Source organism: Bacillus sp. RSS_NA_20 (genome assembly GCF_020165915.1).
GTDB classification, from domain to species: domain Bacteria; phylum Bacillota; class Bacilli; order Bacillales; family Bacillaceae; genus Bacillus; species Bacillus altitudinis.
In genome coordinates this window covers 2,241,812-2,260,710 of record NZ_JAIUKW010000005.1, presented here as the reverse complement: position 1 = coordinate 2,260,710, position 18,899 = coordinate 2,241,812, and the positions used below count along the sequence as shown (strand labels likewise).

At 41.9% G+C, this 18,899-nt stretch carries 20 protein-coding genes; 12 read left to right on the top strand and 8 right to left on the bottom strand.

Annotated features, from left to right (window positions below):
* Positions 1 to 130: 130 nt before the first annotated feature.
* From LCD32_RS17295 to LCD32_RS17270, 6 genes are all read right to left on the bottom strand, one after another.
* On the bottom strand, positions 131 to 469 hold the full coding sequence (locus LCD32_RS17295) for a DUF4288 domain-containing protein (protein ID WP_025208192.1): 339 nt from the start codon (positions 467 to 469) through the stop codon (positions 131 to 133).
* A gap of 301 nt (positions 470 to 770) precedes the next feature.
* The gene (locus LCD32_RS17290) at positions 771 to 2,309 is read right to left on the bottom strand and encodes a cation acetate symporter (protein ID WP_007497838.1); all 1,539 of its coding nucleotides are present in this window, start codon (positions 2,307 to 2,309) and stop codon (positions 771 to 773) included.
* Complete coding sequence (locus LCD32_RS17285; protein WP_017360149.1) at positions 2,306 to 2,620, bottom strand: DUF485 domain-containing protein; 315 nt, start codon at positions 2,618 to 2,620, stop codon at positions 2,306 to 2,308. The genes LCD32_RS17290 and LCD32_RS17285 overlap by 4 nt, the downstream gene beginning before the upstream one ends.
* 107 nt (positions 2,621 to 2,727) lie before the next feature.
* Positions 2,728 to 3,396 (bottom strand): glycosyltransferase family protein, encoded by a 669-nt coding sequence (locus LCD32_RS17280; protein ID WP_035389886.1) that lies wholly within the window; start codon positions 3,394 to 3,396, stop codon positions 2,728 to 2,730.
* On the bottom strand, positions 3,389 to 4,078 hold the full coding sequence (locus LCD32_RS17275; RefSeq protein ID WP_224564363.1) for a class I SAM-dependent methyltransferase: 690 nt from the start codon (positions 4,076 to 4,078) through the stop codon (positions 3,389 to 3,391). The genes LCD32_RS17280 and LCD32_RS17275 overlap by 8 nt, the downstream gene beginning before the upstream one ends.
* A gap of 298 nt (positions 4,079 to 4,376) precedes the next feature.
* Positions 4,377 to 4,517: an anti-repressor SinI family protein gene (locus LCD32_RS17270; protein WP_008345506.1), complete on the bottom strand. Its 141-nt coding sequence runs from the start codon at positions 4,515 to 4,517 to the stop codon at positions 4,377 to 4,379.
* 458 nt (positions 4,518 to 4,975) lie between these two features.
* On the opposite strand from LCD32_RS17270, the gene LCD32_RS17265 reads away from it, so the two are divergent.
* Complete coding sequence (locus LCD32_RS17265; protein WP_024719496.1) at positions 4,976 to 5,359, top strand: GtrA family protein; 384 nt, start codon at positions 4,976 to 4,978, stop codon at positions 5,357 to 5,359.
* A gap of 26 nt (positions 5,360 to 5,385) precedes the next feature.
* Positions 5,386 to 5,643, top strand: coding sequence for a hypothetical protein (locus tag LCD32_RS17260; protein ID WP_008345502.1), 258 nt, complete (start codon positions 5,386 to 5,388; stop codon positions 5,641 to 5,643).
* Between the two features lie 34 nt (positions 5,644 to 5,677).
* On the opposite strand, the gene LCD32_RS17255 is transcribed toward LCD32_RS17260, so the two are convergent.
* On the bottom strand, positions 5,678 to 6,523 hold the full coding sequence (locus tag LCD32_RS17255) for an AraC family transcriptional regulator (RefSeq protein WP_008345501.1): 846 nt from the start codon (positions 6,521 to 6,523) through the stop codon (positions 5,678 to 5,680).
* Positions 6,524 to 6,704: 181 nt separating this feature from the next.
* On the opposite strand from LCD32_RS17255, the gene LCD32_RS17250 reads away from it, so the two are divergent.
* The 8 genes from LCD32_RS17250 (at position 6,705) to qoxD (ending at position 15,973) form a co-directional block, all read left to right on the top strand.
* Positions 6,705 to 7,883, top strand: a complete 1,179-nt coding sequence (locus LCD32_RS17250; protein WP_411908499.1) for a galactokinase — start codon at positions 6,705 to 6,707, stop codon at positions 7,881 to 7,883.
* Positions 7,883 to 8,875 (top strand): UDP-glucose 4-epimerase GalE, encoded by a 993-nt coding sequence (gene galE, locus LCD32_RS17245; protein ID WP_224564358.1) that lies wholly within the window; start codon positions 7,883 to 7,885, stop codon positions 8,873 to 8,875. Before LCD32_RS17250 ends, galE begins: the two co-directional genes overlap by 1 nt.
* Before the next feature lie 31 nt (positions 8,876 to 8,906).
* Entirely contained in the window at positions 8,907 to 10,427 is a 1,521-nt protein-coding gene (galT, locus tag LCD32_RS17240) for a UDP-glucose--hexose-1-phosphate uridylyltransferase (protein WP_224564354.1), read from the top strand.
* Between the two features lie 7 nt (positions 10,428 to 10,434).
* Complete coding sequence (locus LCD32_RS17235) at positions 10,435 to 11,517, top strand: M24 family metallopeptidase (RefSeq protein WP_035702476.1); 1,083 nt, start codon at positions 10,435 to 10,437, stop codon at positions 11,515 to 11,517.
* A gap of 514 nt (positions 11,518 to 12,031) precedes the next feature.
* Positions 12,032 to 12,988, top strand: coding sequence for a cytochrome aa3 quinol oxidase subunit II (gene qoxA / locus LCD32_RS17230; RefSeq protein WP_089374137.1), 957 nt, complete (start codon positions 12,032 to 12,034; stop codon positions 12,986 to 12,988).
* Between the two features lie 27 nt (positions 12,989 to 13,015).
* Entirely contained in the window at positions 13,016 to 14,974 is a 1,959-nt protein-coding gene (gene qoxB / locus LCD32_RS17225; RefSeq protein ID WP_008345496.1) for a cytochrome aa3 quinol oxidase subunit I, read from the top strand.
* Positions 14,974 to 15,591 carry a cytochrome aa3 quinol oxidase subunit III gene (gene qoxC / locus LCD32_RS17220; RefSeq protein WP_007497820.1) on the top strand — a complete coding sequence of 206 codons (618 nt, stop codon included), beginning with the start codon at positions 14,974 to 14,976 and terminating at the stop codon, positions 15,589 to 15,591. The genes qoxB and qoxC overlap by 1 nt, the downstream gene beginning before the upstream one ends.
* A 1-nt stretch (position 15,592) precedes the next feature.
* Positions 15,593 to 15,973, top strand: coding sequence for a cytochrome aa3 quinol oxidase subunit IV (gene qoxD, locus LCD32_RS17215; RefSeq protein ID WP_007497818.1), 381 nt, complete (start codon positions 15,593 to 15,595; stop codon positions 15,971 to 15,973).
* A 77-nt stretch (positions 15,974 to 16,050) separates the two neighbouring features.
* Here qoxD and LCD32_RS17210 read toward each other — a convergent pair whose 3' ends face one another.
* Positions 16,051 to 16,314 carry a spore morphogenesis/germination protein YwcE gene (locus LCD32_RS17210; protein ID WP_008345491.1) on the bottom strand — a complete coding sequence of 88 codons (264 nt, stop codon included), beginning with the start codon at positions 16,312 to 16,314 and terminating at the stop codon, positions 16,051 to 16,053.
* Between the two features lie 476 nt (positions 16,315 to 16,790).
* Here LCD32_RS17210 and LCD32_RS17205 point away from each other — a divergent pair, with 476 nt between their 5' ends.
* Complete coding sequence (locus LCD32_RS17205; RefSeq protein WP_008345489.1) at positions 16,791 to 18,002, top strand: FtsW/RodA/SpoVE family cell cycle protein; 1,212 nt, start codon at positions 16,791 to 16,793, stop codon at positions 18,000 to 18,002.
* Between the two features lie 110 nt (positions 18,003 to 18,112).
* The gene (gene nfsA, locus LCD32_RS17200) at positions 18,113 to 18,862 is read left to right on the top strand and encodes an oxygen-insensitive NADPH nitroreductase (RefSeq protein WP_017360135.1); all 750 of its coding nucleotides are present in this window, start codon (positions 18,113 to 18,115) and stop codon (positions 18,860 to 18,862) included.
* Positions 18,863 to 18,899 lie beyond the last annotated feature (37 nt).

Here is an 18,899-nt window from a genome sequence, read left to right as displayed (position 1 = left end):
CTGCATACTTGATTATCCTCTTCACAACAGTCCTCCTAATATATATCTACCCAACCATTATTAGTGCACTTATCCCTCTTATCTAACTGTTTAGCAATTTGAGTTCACACACTGGTAGCTTAGGCTTCTTTTATTTGTCTAACGAATAAGCGTCAATCGCTTCTTTAGCAGATGTTTCTTGATCAAAAAGAAGATATCGGCTGTACACTTCGCTTAAATGCAGGGGACCTTCGTCTAAGTTTTCAACTAGCTCAAAGATATCTAGTACGGCTGCTAGTTTTGTGGTTGTTTGTCCATGATCTCCATTTTCAAATGTCTCATCTGGAAAATGGTCTTTGACGATTTGTTTCACTTTTCGTTTGTTTTTTGCTCTCACTAAAATGATTCGTTCCTCAAAGATTTTATCCGGTCTCACCTTTGGTGAGGAGCTAGATTCAAATAATAATTTTGCTGAGTACAATTTATGCATATGTTTCACTTCTTCCTTGTGGGGTGAATTTCCAGTATGTGTTTAAAATGATAACATAGGAATAACAAGAGAATTGAAGTCTATGGGGGTAATAGGGTTGAAAAGAATCATTGATAACAGAGGAGAAGTTCATGAAATTCTATTGATCATCATCACATGCTGTTCGTTGATCACGTTGAGGAAATGTGACAAGTTAGAAAGATATAAAGAGAGATTAAAAGGCCAATTTATCCCATATTGAGTACAGTTTTGAAATAGCAAGAACACTGAAAAAGCCGGCAGAGTAGCCGGCTTTTTCTCATCAATCTGTATCCATATGCATGCCTGTGTGTGCTTTTACTTGAATTTCTGTAAAGGTGTCTTCATCTGCTTTTTCAGAGGAGAAAATGGTGCCTAAGTAAGCTGCAAGGAATCCGAGCGGGATCGAGATAATCCCAGGGTTCGATAGTGGGATAAGCGGCTCTCCTGTGAAAATGGCTGCCCCTGATGGGTCCCAGACGCTTGGGCTGAGTGACACGATCAGGAGTGCGCTCAGAAGACCTGTTAAGCTTCCTGCGATAGCACCTGTTGAGTTAAATCGTTTCCAAAAGACAGTGAAGATAATCAACGGTAAATTCGCACTTGCTGCCACTGCGAAGGCAAGTGACACAAGAAAAGCGACGTTTAAAGATTGCGCAAATAATGCAAGAATGATGGAAAGGATGGCCACGCCGATGGAAGCAAAGCGTGCCGCCTTCACCTGTTCCCGTTCACTCGCTTTCCCTTTGCGGATAATCTGGCTATAAAAATCATGGGCAAAGGCAGACGCGGCGGATAAAACGAGACCGGTGACCACTGCCAGTATAGTCGCAAAGGCAATAGCGGAAACAAAGGCAAATAATAAATCTCCCCCTAGGGCCTGTGCAAGCAGTGGTGCAGCCATGTTTCCTGCTGCATCGGCTGCCGTAATTGCATCTGTTCCGACAAAAGCAGCGGCACCGAAGCCGAGGAAAACCGTCATTAAATAAAAAATCCCGATGATCCACGTAGCGGATAGAACAGATTTACGCGCAGAAATGGCATCCTTTACCGTATAAAAACGGATCAAAATATGCGGCAAACCTGCTGTTCCAAGCACAAGTGCAAGGTTCAGAGACAAGGTCTCTAAAGGCACATCATATTTATTTCCCGGGTGAAGAAAAGCTTCACCAAGCGGGGTCGCTGTTTTCATCTGTTCAAACATCTTCAGCAGGCTAAAATCAAACTTAGCAAACACAAGCAGCGAAATAATCAGTGTGCCCAGCATGAGAAGCACAGCTTTCGTGATCTGTACCCAGCTGGTTGCGATCATGCCGCCAAACACGACATAAATGGTCATCAAGACACCTACGATCAGCACCGCAATCCAGTAATCTATGCCAAGAAGCAGTTTGATTAATGCACCTGCCCCAACAAGCTGCGCAATCATATAAAAAGTCGAGACTGTGATTGTGTTAAATGCGGCTACCCCTCGAATGGCAGGACGCTTAAATCGTGCAGCAATCATATCAGCCATCGTATATTTTCCTAGATTTCGAAGCGGTTCAGCCACGACATAAAGGACGACAAGATACGCTACAAGAAAGCCAATACTATAGAAAAAGCCGTCAAATCCATTTAAGGCGATCATGCCGGCGATCCCTAAAAATGAAGCAGCAGACATATAGTCCCCGGCAATGGCAAGGCCGTTCTGAAACCCAGTCAGACCGCCGCCTGCGGTGTAAAAATCACTCGCATTGCTTGTTTTTTTCGCAGCAAAATATGTGATGACCAATGTGAGCCCTACGATCGCTATGAATAAAATAAAAGCGGTCATGCTCATTCGTCATCACCTCTTGATTCAATTTTTAAAGCGCTTACATATTTGTCGAACTGAGCTGCTTTTTTTGCATAAAGCCCACATAAAACCCATGTCATCACAAATTGCGTGAGGGCAAATAACCAAGCCCACGTGATCGCTCCAATTGCTGGCGTGTTCAAAAAGGTGAAGTAGGATGTAGCAACCGGAAGTGAAAAGTAAAAGAGAAAAAAGAAAATCGTCATCGGTACGATAAATCTGCGTTTTTCCTCAAGAAGTTTTCGAAAATCCTTTGAAGCGGCAACCTTCTTATAATGAACGTTTTTGTCTGCCATTGTTTCCTCCTTTGTACGAATTAGGGACAAGGTACTCCAATGCATATGAGACGATCTGGTTGTTTATGACAGTATATCATAAAAAAGGCACCCGAAAAGGGTGCTTTCTACCGATAATGCGCAAGAAATGTTTGTCTTGCTTTTTCATATGCTTCTGCATCAAAATGATCTCCGCATTTGTGAATACACCAGGGCTCCACTTGCCTTGCAATCCCAACCTCATATCCTTGCTGTGCAAACTCAAAAGATTGTGACACATCATAAAAATGAAAGCCGTCTAAAAGATCCTCACGCCACTTGATATCATATTGTGTTGCCATAAAAAGACCGTCAATAGCAGAAGCTTTGATATAACCTTGGGGCTCTGTCTGTGGATGACCAGATTCAAACGTCAGTAGCTGATAGGTGTCGTGCCGATATTCAATGACTTTCCCTCTGCAATCATGGCTCTCCCACCAGATTCCATTGTCTGGCACACTTTCTGCACCTATTACCCCAAGCATGCCAAGAGATGGATTTTGCAAGAAAAGTGGGATCAGCTCGAGAAGCATATGCTGTTTGACGATGAGTGTATCTTGATGAAGATAAATTTTAAACTGTGCAGGATGAGTGAGAGCTTCATTGTATCCAGAGGCCATACTTGATGCATGTCTAATGGGCAAAACCTCTACATGATACCCGTGCGGAGCAGGAAGTGAAGCGAGCTGCCGGAAGCAAGCTTGAAACATCGACTCATCATTTACACATAAAACAAATAAGATGGTGGGGCTACTCATTGAGTTGAACCGCCTCAACCACGTATTGATAGGCTGTCGCTGCCTCGTTAAAATCAAAACGGATGCCATGTTTTACGAGTAATTCATGTAGATCATTCATGACGCCCGTATAGGAAGGGTGTTGTACACGAATGGTTTCAAGCTCACGAACATGAAACCCGGCTGACTGAAAGAGGGAATGAATTTCGTGAAGGGTAAAGAAGCGTAAATGTGTTTGATCCATTAACCCTGCATCTGTATAAGAAAATCTCCCAGCCAGTAATTCTAAAACCGTTGAAATATGACCAATATTCGGAATGGAAGACAAGATGGCCCCTTCCCTTTTTAGAAAGGGTTTGACCTTTTTTAAAACGGCCCAAGGGTCCAATAAATGTTCAAGAACATCTCCGAAAATGATGCAGTCAAATTGTTCATGCTGATAAGGCAGCGCCATCTGTTCAATATTGCCGCATAAAACATGATCCAGCGCTTTCTCAGCCTGCTTTGCCGCATCTTCAAAAGATTCAATTCCATATATGGTACGGTCTTGTTGTTTTAAGACTTTTCCAAGCTGACCTGTGCCGCATCCGATATCCAAGATAGACGTCCATTCCTTGCGAATACGATGGACAATCACAGGGTTCACACCGTGATAATATTGATCCTTCTTTTGATGATAATAAGATAGGGAATCTGAACTCACGCGCCACCCACCTTTCTTCTTTCTTGTGTCTTATGCTTAATATATGGGTGGGGAGCTTGGTTTTATAACGAAAATGGGCAATTTTCATGAATGACAGCTAAAAAGGGGTCATATAAAGAACAGGGAACGGACTGTCCTCCTAAAAATAGAAAGACAGAACCCCATTGAGTGGAAGGGATTGGTATGATGAGGTGTTCAATTATTGTAGCGTATCGTCATGAAAGGATGTTTAAAAGGTCAATTGACAGGTTAGAACTTTAGCCAAAGCAATCTGAAAGACAAAGGATAACGGCGTTGATTACGGTTTGTTTATCATCTTCTGATCACCGTTGGATGTTAAAAAAGCTTGTATTTCCTCGATGCCTAGTCCAATTTTTTTCGCTTCTTGAATCAAATAAACCCACTCTTCGTCAACTCTTCTTTTCACTTGCGTATCCATAATATCCTCCAGTTCAATAAGACATATTCATCTGCAACCAATGACTTGAACAAACCGTCTAGTAACTGTACGTGTATGTGAATGGAGTACAAAAATAGATTTTTGTCGAAAAATGATGACATTTAACCTATTTTGTAAAATCTATCACCTACCACGTCCCTAAAAAAATGACTAAAAAACCCATAAATATTGAATTCTTACTTCTCATAATAAACAATTGTAAAGTCAGTTAAAAGATTATAAATTAAAATAATGATAAAGACCTAAATCATTTGACTCATATAAACCCATAAGGTTGACATATGCCATCAGCGAGAACAAATTTCATCTTTACAGGACGCACATATTGTTCGTTTGGGAAGTTCTTCTTAAGATGGTATTCTAAAAGAAACAGAATTCACCAAGAAGGAATGAAGAAAGACATGTATAGCCTTTTTCAAAAGTATCAAGAAGTTGTCATGTATCTGATCATGGGTGTGTGTACAACCATTGTCAACATAGTCAGCTTCTATTTATTCGTTGAGATGTTTTCTATGGATTACAAAACAGCAACGGTTGTTTCATGGGTATTTGCTGTGCTCTTTGCTTATATCACCAATAAGAAGTATGTCTTCAAGCAAAAGGCTCGTGACACAAAAAGCCTGATGCGTGAGCTTTCTTCATTTTTTAGTGTCCGTCTCATGTCTCTAGGTGTAGATCTGGGGCTGATGATTTTATTTGTGAGCCAAATGGCGCTCAACGAAACCGTCGCAAAAATCCTTGTTAACTTTGTGATTGTCGTGGTCAATTATGTCGCCAGTAAATGGTTCGTCTTCAAGAAAACAAAAGAAGATGCGATTTAACACATGAAAAAGATAGGTGATGTGAAATGAGCAGCAGGCCAGACGAATTATATGATGCCATATATCAACAAACAGAAAAGCAGCATGAACAAGTGTTGAGGCTAGTCAAAGAAATGACCGCACATCCAGAAGCATTTTCTGAACAAGAAAAGGAAAAGATCAACCGAATGGACATTGCGCTTCAAACAGCGACGGACATTTTAGAAAATTTAATGACCCCTGATACGCAAATGACCATTGTTTTAAGACAAGGGAGAATTCGTGTTGACCTAACGAAAGCGTAAAAGAAGCAGCCAATTGAAAAGCGGCTGCTTTTTATTATGCATCGCTTGTTTCCCGGAGTTGCTTTGGAGACATGCCGATTTTCTTTCGAAAGACTTTATTCAAGTAATTCGCGTTTCGGTAGCCGCACTGTGTGGCGATTTCTTCAATCGAGTATTTCGTTGTTTTCAGTAACGTTTCCGCCTTTTCTAAACGAATATTGGTTAAATAATGAATCGGTGTGAAGCCAGTTGCCTTTTTGAATTCCCTCGTAAAATGACTTTTGGATAAACGTGCCGCAGCTGCCATATCGTCAGGCCCAATCTCCTCGTGAAAATGGTGGCTTGCAAATAAGGCCGCTTGGACGATGGGCTCAGGCCATTTCTCCATTTGTCCCTCAAGCTTTGGCAAATATGAATACAGTTCCATGACAAATTGATAAGCAAGGCTAGACCCCTCAAATGGATTGGTAATCCGTCTTTCACTGGCTTCATCATAAATCTTCTTTAGCAGGCGGATCGGTTTGGAATTCGGATGAAAACGCATGACCTGCTTTCCTTGATCGATAAATTGATCAAAGCAAAGGTCACAGGCTTCCCCATAAAGTGTTAAATAGAGAAATTCCCAATGTTCACTGTCTTCTGGAAAATAGTATTGATAAGCACTGGGGCTTTTCACCAGAAAGGCCTGTCCAGGCAATACTTTGAATCGTTTCTGTCCGATTTCAATCATGCCGTGTCCAGACAGTGTGAGCTGAAAGATGCACTTGCCCTGATCCTTCCGCTCTACGCCATTCCAGCTGTATAACGAAGATGATTGAACTTCCCAGCCAACAGACCAGATTTGGGCCGGCAATGTCACATCAGAATGGTGAAAACGAAATGCAAATGCTTCTTTCTTCAAATTGGAAACCCTCCTTCACAGCAAAAAACAACCTTTTTCTATTTTGAATCATGTTACACCTCATATCACATCGTACCATTCACAGCAAAAAAAGGGTATTTTTTAACGATTTTTTTACCATTGAACTTCAGCTGATGGGGCAACTAAAATAAGATTATCAGAAGAGAAAAGGGGAATGGATATGATCGACACATTACGAGCAGCATTTCACCAGCAATTTGGAGATCAGGAAGAACTCCGCTATTTTTTCGCCCCAGGCAGAGTCAATCTGATTGGTGAACACACAGATTATAATGGGGGCCATGTCTTTCCATGTGCACTCACTCTTGGTACATATGCTGCGGGAGCAAGACGATCAGATGGACGCGTCAGAATGTATTCCTTGAATTTTGAAGAAGAAGGTGTGAAAGAGTTCGATCTTTTTGAAATCGCTTTCTCAGAATCGGACGGCTGGGCGAACTATCCGAAGGGAGTATTCCAACAGTTTATTGAAGCAGGCATGGGTGTGAAAGAAGGCTTTGATATTGTGTATGCTGGCAATATTCCAAATGGCGCAGGTCTGTCATCTTCTGCCTCTATTGAGCTCGTCACGGCTGTCTTGATCAATGAATGGTCGTCATTCGGCGTAACGCAAATCGACCTAGCCCTTCTTGCGCAGCGTGCTGAAAATGAGTTCATTGGTGTGAATTGCGGCATCATGGATCAATTTTCAATTAGTCTTGGAAAAGATGGTCACGCTATTTTGCTCAATTGTGACACACTTTCCTTTGAATACAGTCCATTTCGGCAAGAGGGTCTGGCACTAGTCATTGCCAATACAAATAAAAAACGAACACTTGCAGATTCCAAATACAATGAACGCCGTTCGGAATGTCAATCTGCTTTAAGCGATCTTAGAAAAGAATTAGATATCGGTCATTTATGTGAGCTCACGGTGAATGAATTCGCTAAGCATGAACATTTGATACAAGATGAAACGTGTAGAAGACGTGCAAGACATGCCATCACGGAAAACGAGAGGACCATGAAAGCAGTAAATTTTCTGAAAGATGATAAAATGGAAGAACTAGGTGCACTCATGAAGGCATCTCACCTTTCTTTAAAGAATGATTATGAAGTCACTGGGCTTGAGCTAGATGCACTGGCGGAAGCCGCATGGCAACATCCAGGGGCGATTGGTTCCCGTATGACAGGTGCTGGCTTTGGGGGTTGTACCGTCAGCATTGTGAAAGAAGAGCTTCTGGACTCATTTATAGAAGAAACAGGTGCGATTTATCAAGAAAAAACAGGCATTCAAGCCTCTTTTTACACAGCTGGAATTGGAGGCGGCGCTAGAGAATTAACGAAGGAGGAATTTTGATGGCAATTTTAGTATGTGGGGGAGCAGGTTTTATTGGCAGTCATGCGGTAGCGGCTCTTTTGGCTAAAGGAGAACAAGTGGTGATTGTGGATAATTTGCAGACAGGTCATAAAGAGGCAGTCGTAAAGGGTGCCGTATTAGAAGAGGGAGATTTAAGGGATCATGCTTTTTTAAGACGGGTTTTTCAAACGCATGACATTGAAGCGGTCATGCACTTTGCGGCAGATTCTCTTGTTGGAGAAAGTGTAACAGACCCGCTGAAGTACTATGACAACAATGTCGGAGGGGCAACGGCTTTACTTCAGGTGATGAATGAATTTGATGTAAAACGCATTGTATTCTCTTCAACTGCTGCGACATATGGTGAACCAAAGCGTGTACCGATCGTTGAAACGGATGAGACGAACCCAACAAATCCTTATGGGGAAACGAAGCTCGCGATTGAGAAAATGCTGAAGTGGTCTGAGCAGGCATATGGTATCGAATACGTTGTGCTTCGTTATTTTAATGTAGCCGGTGCTCATACAGAAGGGATTGTCGGTGAAGATCATCAGCCAGAAACGCATTTAATCCCAATTATTCTGCAAGTGGCTTTAGGAAAACGTGATCAAATCATGATTTACGGTGATGATTATGAAACAGAGGATGGTACATGTATTAGAGACTACATTCATGTCATGGATTTAGTAGAGGCGCACATTCTAGCGGTTGAGCGTCTGCGTGAAGGAAAAGGAAGCGCGACGTACAACTTAGGGAACGGCACAGGCTTCTCTGTGAAGCAGGTCGTAGAAGCTGCAAGAGAAGTGACGGGGCATGCCATTCCAGCACAGGTGGCAGAAAGACGTGCGGGTGATCCAGCTAAGCTGATTGCTTCATCAGAAAAAGCGCTGAAAGAACTAGGATGGAAGCCGCAATATGCAGATCTCCACACCATCATTCAAAGTGCATGGGAGTGGTTTCAGAAACATCCAGATGGCTATCAAAGTGAGTAACGTGTAGCAGGCAGGGGAGGAGACAAAGGGAATGGCGATTGATATTTTTGAAAAGCTAGAACAGCTGATTCAATATGGGGTTAATAAAGAGCTGATATCACCACTAGATATGGATTATACAAGGAACCGGCTGCTAGAGGTGCTTGGTCTCGATGATGCTGAGGCAAGAACAGTCTCAGGAGACAACGACCTTGAAGACATCTTAATGCCGATGCTCGATTGGGCAGTTGAAACAGGCCTTATTCCTGACGGGACAGATACGTATCGTGATTTATTAGATGCCAAAATCATGGGCTGCTTGGTGGCGCCTCCGAGTGTCATCTATGCAAAGTTTGAAGAGAAACGCAAGCATTGCGGACCAAAGGCAGCGACAAGCTGGTTTTATGAAATGCAGCAGCATGCCCACTATATTCATACAGGCAGAATCGCCAAAAATGTGCAGTGGTTTACACCGACAGAAGATGGTGAGCTTGAGATCACGATTAATCTATCGAAACCGGAAAAGGACCCAAAAGCGATCGCTGAAGCCAAAAAGCTTAGTCAAAAGCAATATCCTCTTTGTCTCCTTTGTAAAGAAAACGTTGGGTTTGGGGGACGCATCAATCACCCAGCAAGACAGAATCACCGGATTATTCCGGTGACACTTACAAATGAGTCGTGGTTTATGCAATTCTCGCCGTATGTGTATTACAACGAACATTGTATTGTGTTCAAGGGCGAGCATGAACCAATGCAGATATCTAAAAAGACCTTCGAGCGTCTGCTTTCCTTCATATCTATATATCCGCACTATTTCATAGGATCAAATGCTGATCTTCCCATTGTTGGAGGGAGCATATTAAGTCATGACCATTTTCAAGGTGGTGCTCATGAATTTCCGATGGCGAAAGCAGAGAGGGAAGAAGTGTTTTCTCTCGAAAAGTTTCCGAGGGTGAAGGCAGGCATTGTGAAATGGCCGATGTCAGTGATCAGGCTTCAAAGCAGCGACCAGCAGACACTTGCGGAGGCAGCGGATTTTATATTACATGAGTGGAAAATGTATTCAGATCCAAAAGCGGGGCTGTTCTCTCATACAGGAGAGACCCCGCACAATACCATTACACCAATTGCACGCCGCCATGGGGATGAGTACGAATTAGATCTTGTGCTACGAAATAATCGTACAGACAAGCAGCACCCAGGCGGAATCTTCCACCCGCACAAAGAAGTTCATCATATTAAAAAAGAGAATATCGGTTTAATTGAGGTCATGGGTCTCGCCGTCCTTCCTGGAAGATTAGCAGAGGAATTAAGCCAGCTAAAAGCGGCGCTGCTATCCAAACACCCTCTTGAAGAAATCAAAGCCTGCCCGTCTATCATGAAGCACGAGTCATGGGCAGAGCGTCTGATCGAAGAGAATACCTTTACGAAGGACAACGTAGAAGCCATTTTACAAAAAGAAATCGGCCTCATTTTTTCTCGTATACTCGCGCAGGCGGGTGTGTTTAAAAGAACAGAGCAAGGGAAAACAGCATTTAAACGTTTCATTCAAACACTCCATACAGGCAGGTGATGAGTTGATGATTGAACAGGTAAGAACTTTAATGGAAGAAAAACAACTCGACGGAGTTCTCATTCAAAAGCGTAATAACTTTTCTTGGCTTACAGGAGGAAGAAGAAACCACATTGTGTTAAACACGCCAGAGGGCGTTTGTCAGCTACTTGTGTTGAAAGACGATATTGTCCTAGTTGTGAATCAAATGGAAGAAAAACGAATCATTGAAGAAGAAATGGCGTATTTTGACCATCCCTTTCAAGTCGTCACAATGGATTGGTTTGAGGATGAGACTCCTTACATTCAAACACTCATAAAAGACAAACGAATCGGTGCGGACATTCACATGGAAGGAGTGGAATGGATCGAACCTGATTTGTCTCGTGTTCGATCGATCCTTTCAGCGCCACAGCTCAGCCAATACGAAACCCTTTGTCATGAAACAGCGGTTATTGTAGAAAGTGTCTGCCAAGAAATCGTTCCAGGACAGACGGAGCATGAAATTGCTTCGCTTGTTGCTCAAAGAGCGATCGGGCAGGGGATGACGATAGAAGTGCTGCTTGTGGCGACAGATGACCGGATTCATCAATATCGCCACCCGATCCCAACAGAAAAAGCACTTCAAAAGCATGCACTGGTTGTCCTTTGTGCTGAACGGCATGGACTCGTGGCAAATGTCACAAGATCCGTTTACTTTGGACAGCTACCAAAGGAGCTTGAAGAAAACAAGGAAAGGCTTGCGCGAATTGACACGGTCATGAATGCGGCTACTCGTCCAGGGAAAACCATTGGAGATGTATTGAAGGCAGGCATTGCTCAATATGAAAAAGAAGGATTTCCTGATAGCTGGAAAAAGCTTCACCAAGGAGGCAAGACTGGATTTGTGTCTAGAGAGATCATTGCAGTTCCTTCATCGGTGGAAGAGATCCAGCTTCATCAAGTATTCACTTGGAATCCTTCCTTACCAGGATTGAAATCAGAAGATACGATGGTCGTCGAGAAAGAAGGAAATCGCTTTTTAACCTATACAGGCAAGTGGACGTATATAGACATAGAACATGAAGGAAGCATCTATAGACGACCAGACATTTTGGTGAGAGATGAATAAATGAGAAACCGGCGATGAGCCGGTTTTTTGCTGGAAGTCTTTAGCGAGTTTCCACTCATTTATCACCATTACCAATCATTACAGCGCATAGGCGGAGGATCGATACTTTCTTTTCTTGTCGACTTGCGTTAAAATGAGTAAGGTTTTTGTTAAATATGGGGATACCTATTTTAGAATTGTTTACCTAGATAAAATTTCATTAAGTTAAATTGAAATTTGACCAAACTTTTTTATTGTGGTAAACCTAAATTTGACAAAGTTCTTGATTGTTTGTCCTTTGCCTTCAACTCTCAACTTTTCAAATTCCTAGAAATTTATTGTGTGTGCAATAATATAAATTTATGGCGAATTTATGACATTTCAATAGAAATCTGTTGAAAAATAAATGAACTTTTGAAAAAAGGGGAGCTAACTCCAACAGATTTTGATAGCATTACAAAGGGAAGAAAAGTTTTCGAAGGCAGATGGCTTTTCACAATTATTCAGCAATTTATACATTATTTAAGGAAGGATGGTGATCTTCTTGTTCAGAGCCATTAAACCTATGCTTTTATTAGCGATGCTCGTGAGTGTTTTTGTATTAGGAGGTTGCAGCAATATCGCTGTTTTAGATCCTAAAGGACCAGTCGCAGCACAACAAAAAGACTTAATCCTTTTATCTATTGGATTCATGCTCTTTATCGTTGGTGCGGTATTTGTACTGTTTACCATCATTTTGGTTAAATACCGTGAGCGTAAGGACGTTGGAAACGCCTCTTATAACCCAGAACTACACGGGAATACGCTTCTAGAAGTTGTCTGGACAGTGATCCCAATATTAATCGTTGCTGCCCTTTCAGTTCCAACTGTAAAAACCATTTACTCTTTGGAAGAGGCGCCTCAAGCAACAAGTCATAAAGATCCACTTGTCGTTTATGCTACAGCAGTTGATTGGAAATGGATCTTCAGCTATCCAGAGGAAAATATTGAAACAGTGAACTACTTAAACATTCCAAAAGATCAGCCGGTTTTATTCAAAATCACTTCCGCTGATACAATGGCATCACTATGGATTCCTCAGCTAGGCGGGGAGAAGTATGCGATGGCTGGAATGGAAATGGAACAATATCTTCAAGCTGATGAAGTAGGCACATATGAAGGAAGAAACGCCAACTTCACAGGCGAAGGCTTTGCTCAGCAAAAATTCAAAGTCAATGCGATGACGCAGTCTGACTATGATAAATGGGTAAATAAAACGAAAAAAGAAGCACCAAAGTTAACGAAGAAAACGTATGACTACTTGATGCTTCCTGATGCTGCAGATGTGCAGACATTCTCATCAACACATTTATCTTTTGCGAAGCACGGAGAGGATTCTGAATATGCACTCCAAGCACGCAAACGTTTAGGTTACCAATCAGTTTCTCCGCATTCCAAGACAGATCCTTTCGAGAATGTGAAGAACTATAAAAGAAAACTAGAAAACGAATAAACTGACTAAGGAAAGGAGGAGGCCGTTATGCATTTAAAATGGGATGAGTTTTTTGTAACTGGAGACCCATTAATTCTTGGTGCGCAAATTTCTATCGCTCTTACTTCCATTGCCATTGTGTTTGTTTTAACCTACTTCAAAAAGTGGAAATGGCTCTGGAAAGAATGGCTGACATCAGTTGATCATAAAAAGCTTGGAATCATGTATATCCTTGCTGCTGTGATTATGTTCTTCCGCGGTGGGGTAGACGGACTGATGATGCGCGCGCAGCTGGCGCTTCCTAATAATACGTTTTTAGATTCAAACCACTATAATGAAATTTTCACAACGCATGGTACGATCATGATTTTATTCATGGCGATGCCATTCTTAATTGGTTTAATCAACGTCGTGGTTCCTCTTCAAATTGGTGCACGTGACGTTGCATTCCCGTATTTGAACAACTTGAGCTTCTGGACATTTATGGTCGGAGCAATGCTGTTCAACATTTCCTTCGTTATTGGAGGATCACCAAGTGCAGGCTGGACGAGTTACATGCCGCTCGCCGGAAATGATTTCTCACCAGGACCTGGACAGAACTACTACTTGCTCGGGCTCCAAATTGCAGGTATTGGTACACTAATGACAGGTATTAACTTCATGGTGACCATCTTAAAAATGCGTACAAAAGGTATGACGCTTATGCGTATGCCGATGTTTACATGGACAACATTGATCACGTCTGTCATTATCGTTTTCGCATTCCCTGTTTTAACAGTTGCTTTAGCACTTATGACATTCGATCGTTTATTCGGTTCAGCATTCTTTACACTCGAAGCGGGCGGTATGCCAATGCTTTGGGCGAACCTTTTCTGGATTTGGGGACATCCTGAGGTATATATCGTTATCCTGCCAGCTTTCGGTATTTTCTCAGAAATCTTTGCGACGTTCTCAAGAAAGCAGTTGTTTGGTTACAAAGCGATGGTTGTATCGATTGTGGCAATCTCTGTTCTTAGTTTCCTTGTGTGGGTTCACCACTTCTTTACAATGGGGAACAGTGCAGCGGTTAACTCATTCTTCTCGATCACAACAATGGCGATTTCTGTACCAACAGGTGTGAAAATCTTTAACTGGCTCTTTACAATGTATCGAGGCCGTATCAGTTTTACATCCCCAATGCTTTGGGCACTTGGTTTCATCCCGAACTTCGTAATCGGTGGTGTGACTGGGGTTATGCTTGCGATGGCAGCTGCGGATTACCAGTACCATAACACGTACTTCTTAGTATCCCACTTCCACTATGTATTAATCGCAGGTACTGTATTTGCTTGTTTTGCAGGTCTTGTTTTCTGGTATCCGAAAATGTTTGGTTACAAGTTAAACGAACGAATCGGCAAATGGTTCTTCTGGGTATTCATGATCGGATTTAACATCTGTTTCTTCCCGCAGTACTTCTTAGGACTGCAAGGAATGCCAAGACGTATTTATACGTATGGACCAGAAGATGGCTGGACTGCGCTAAACTTTATTTCAACAATTGGTGCATTCATGATGGGTATCGGATTCATCATCCTTTGTTATAACATTTACTACAGCTGGAGACACGCGAAACGTGAAGTGTCTGGAGACAGCTGGGGAGAAGGACGTACACTTGACTGGGCGACATCTTCTGCAATTCCGCCGCATTATAACTTTGCAGCACTTCCAGAAGTGACGTCACCAGATGCATTCCATCACTGGAAGCAAAACAATGTAGACGTTCATCCTGAAAAAGAATTCAAGAAAATTCACATGCCGCACAATTCAGGCAGACCGCTAATCATGTCTGCATTCTTCGGACTTGGTGCATTCGGTCTTGTATTTGAATGGTACTGGATTGGCGTTATCGGCTTAATCGGTGTATTCGCAACAATGATTTTACGTTCATTTGAATATGACGATGGCTACTATATTCCTGTTGAAGAAGTGATTGAAACAGAGAAAAAGAATAAGGAGGCGCAGAAGTAATGGGACATAATGATAGCAGCTATGCAAATGCACCGCTTGAATATCAGTCTGAAACAGGACGTTTAAACATCCTTGGTTTCTGGATATTCCTTGGCGCGGAAATCGTGTTATTCTCAACACTTTTTGCGACCTACTTTGTTCTTCATGGCAGAACAGCTGGCGGCGTTTTGCCAGCTGAGCTATTTGATATGAAGCTTGTATTGATCATGACATTCCTGCTATTGGTGAGTTCATTTACATGTGGGATTGCCGTTCATGAAATGCGCCGTGGAAGTACAAAAGGGGTTGTCATTTGGACGATTCTGACACTGCTTCTAGGTGCAGGTTTCGTTGGTTTTGAGATTTTCGAATTCTTCCATTATGTACATGAGGGTGCGAGCATCCATACAAGTGCATACTGGTCTGCATTCTTTGTTCTTTTAGGAACTCACGGATTACACGTATCCATCGGTATCTTCTGGATTACAGGTGTCTTGTTCCAAATTAAAAAACGTGGATTAACACCACAAACAGCAGCGAAGATCTTTATCTCAAGTCTATACTGGCATTTCCTTGATGTTGTATGGATTTTCATCTTCACAGCTGTGTACTTGATCGGATTAGGGGGGCTTTTGTGATATGGCTGGAAAAACACATTCCTCAGCAGAGCACGAACACTTCCCTTGGAAACACGTAGTCGGCTTCATTCTCTCCATTGTGCTAACCATCTTAGCATTCTGGATTGCCATCGGAGCTGAAATTGGCAGTTCTGCGAAACTATGGATTATCTTTGGTTTTGCCTTCATTCAAGCATTCTTGCAGCTGTTCATGTTCATGCACATGACAGAGAGTGAGAACGGAACTGTTCAAGTCGGAAATACTTTGTTTGGTCTGTTCTGTGCGATCATTTTCGTCATCGGGTCTGTTTGGATCTTTGCGGCTCACTACAGCCACGGAGAGAACAGCAAAGACGGTTATTCACCATCTGCGCCAAAGCAGTCTGAGCATTCAGAGAAATAATAAAAAACCACTCATCTTTCATAGGTGAGTGGTTTTTATGCTGATTGTGATAACGCTTCCAATTGATGATGCGATATCTATCTGCTGCTGAATCTTTTGCGAATGAATGGAAGTCCATAGATGAGGAAAGCTGCAATGTGAGCCAGAATCACGTTAATGGCAAAGAATGCGATCATGAAGGTATGTCCTGCTGGAGATAAACTGCTTGTCATGTAAAGACCGAAGAAAATCCACATAATCATGATGGGTGGAATAGATGCTAATGCAATCTTTCTGTTTTCCAACCATAAAAACAGGGGTGTAGCTGTTGCAATACATAGGTACGCAAAGAACATATCCATCGTATCCAACTCCTTTGTAAGTTGATGTTCAATTCAAATGAGAGGTCAGGATGCAATTGTGTCTGTTTTTAGGAGATATTGTGAACATTTTGTTACAAATATTATACCACAATTGACTTTGAAGTAAACTCAATAATTGGAAAATGGGCCTTATTCCGCAGAAATTGTTTTTTTTCTTATACCTCAGTTAAGCTTATGCTGGCAAGATGTGCACCTTTCATATCGCCACATAAGTCATTGAATTTTCCCCTTAAAATCTGTAAAATAATCTTTTTAAAGGACTTATGATCGGTTGTCATGATAGAGTGGAAAGGAATTTTTTCCTATTGTTAGGATGAAAAGTATTTCATTTTTTGAAATTAGAATGGAACCTTTCAGGTGTCACTTCCGTCATATTTAAGGTGAGTTGCTTTTGTGAAAATTTCAATCTAATATAAATAAGGGCTTTTATGTTTTGTAATAAGGGTGGTTAGTTCATGAACAAGCAGAATACATCTCCTTACTATCAAGGAGATTTGATTTTTATATTTTTAGCCTTCTTTGCCATCAGTGTCATCGCTATTTATGCTGCGGGACAGTTTGGGCAATATGGATCTAATGCATGGACCAGACAGATCATTTACTACATGGTCGGGGTCATCTGTATTGTGGCTATTAATTACTTCGATCTGGAACAATTAGAAAAGTTAAGCCTATATATTTTTATAGGCGGCATTATGCTCTTAATTCTTTTAAAAATTGCTCCTGCACAAATTGCAGGTCATGATTTTGCTCCAATTAAAAATGGTGCAAAAAGTTGGTTTGTGTTACCGGGAATTGGAACATTTCAGCCTTCAGAGTTCATGAAAATTGGTTTGATTATGATGCTCGCCTCTGTCATTGGGAAGGCAACCCCAAGAGGAAAACGAACATTAGAAGATGATATTTTCCTACTATTAAAAATTGCCGGCGTGGCTGCTGTACCAGTCGGACTCATCTTTTTGCAAGATGCAGGTACGGCTGCGGTATGTATGTTTATTGTCGTTGTCATGGTCTTTTTATCAGGGGTCAACTGGAAATTGATCTCTCTCATCGGTTCAGTGGTTGTGCTCTTAGTTGCCGCTGTGTTAGCCGTGATTATTCTATTCCCTGATTTTGCACAAAAGATCGGGATTCAGCAGTATCAGATCAATCGGATTACCGCTTGGCTGCCTGATAGTTCTTCGACAGCCAACCAAGCCCAGACACAGGATGCATCTGGATCTGATAAATATCAAGTCGAGCAAGCCATTATGGCAATTGGGGCAGGACAAATTTTCGGGAACGGTGTTAAAAACTTAAAAGTGTATGTTCCAGAAGCACAGACAGATATGATTTTCTCTATCATAGGGGAAGCCTTTGGTTTTGTCGGCTGCGCATTTGTTGTGATCATGTTCTTCTTCCTGATTTACAGGCTTGTTGTGTTGATTGACCGTATCCATCCTTATAGCCGGTTTGCGTCATTTTTCTGTGTAGGATATACAGCATTGATTGTCATCCATACATTCCAGAACATTGGCATGAACATAGGCGTCATGCCTGTAACAGGGATACCGCTCTTATTCATCAGCTTCGGGGGAAGCTCTGTTTTATCTGTTCTGATTGGATTTGGTATCGCCTATAATGCAAGTGTTCAATTAACGAAATATCAAAGTTATTTATTTAAATAAAACGGGTAAAGGGCAGTCTAAGCGTAGGCTGCCTTTTTGGTGTGAGTTCTAACTTTTGAAAAGCAATATTCATTTGTCTTATGATAGTAGGAGTGAAGGAGGTCTTCGAATTGAATAAAACGATAGAAACCATCTTAAATCATCGGTCCATCCGTTCGTTTACAGATGAGCGTCTGACAGACGAAGAAGTGCTGACACTTATCAAAAGTGCACAGGCTGCTTCGACATCAAGCTATGTACAGGCGTATAGTATCATTGGTGTAACAGATCAGGAGAAGAAGGCGAAGCTTGCTGAACTGGCTGGAAATCAGCCATACGTTGAGAAGAATGGGCATTTTTTTGTTTTCTGTGCAGACTTGAAACGCCACGACTATATCGCAAAAAAAGCAGGGAAAAACCATCAAGAAGCGCTTGAGAATACTGAAGCCTTTCTGATCAGTGTGATTGATGCGGCGCTCGCTGCGCAAAATGTCAGTGTCGCCGCAGAATCTATGGGACTTGGCATCTGCTATATCGGCGGACTGCGTAATCAGCTGAAGGAAGTATCAGAATTACTTGAAACGCCTTCCTATGTGCTGCCGCTATTCGGCCTGGCCATAGGACATCCTGCCAATTCATCATCTCAAAAGGAACGGTTGCCCGTTGAGCTGATCTATCATGAAAACACATATCAGCAAGACGAAGCTCATGTGGATCGTTATTTAAAAGAATACGATGATCGTATTTCATCATATTATGAAGAACGAACAAACGGTGAGAGAAAAGATACATGGTCTGAGCAAATGCTTCGAGGCTTTAGCCAGCCAAAACGTGCTTTCCTCGGAGATTTTGTGAAAGAGAAGGGCTTTAATCGAAAATAAATCAGGAAATCCCCCTTTCAAGTGAGAGAGGGGGATT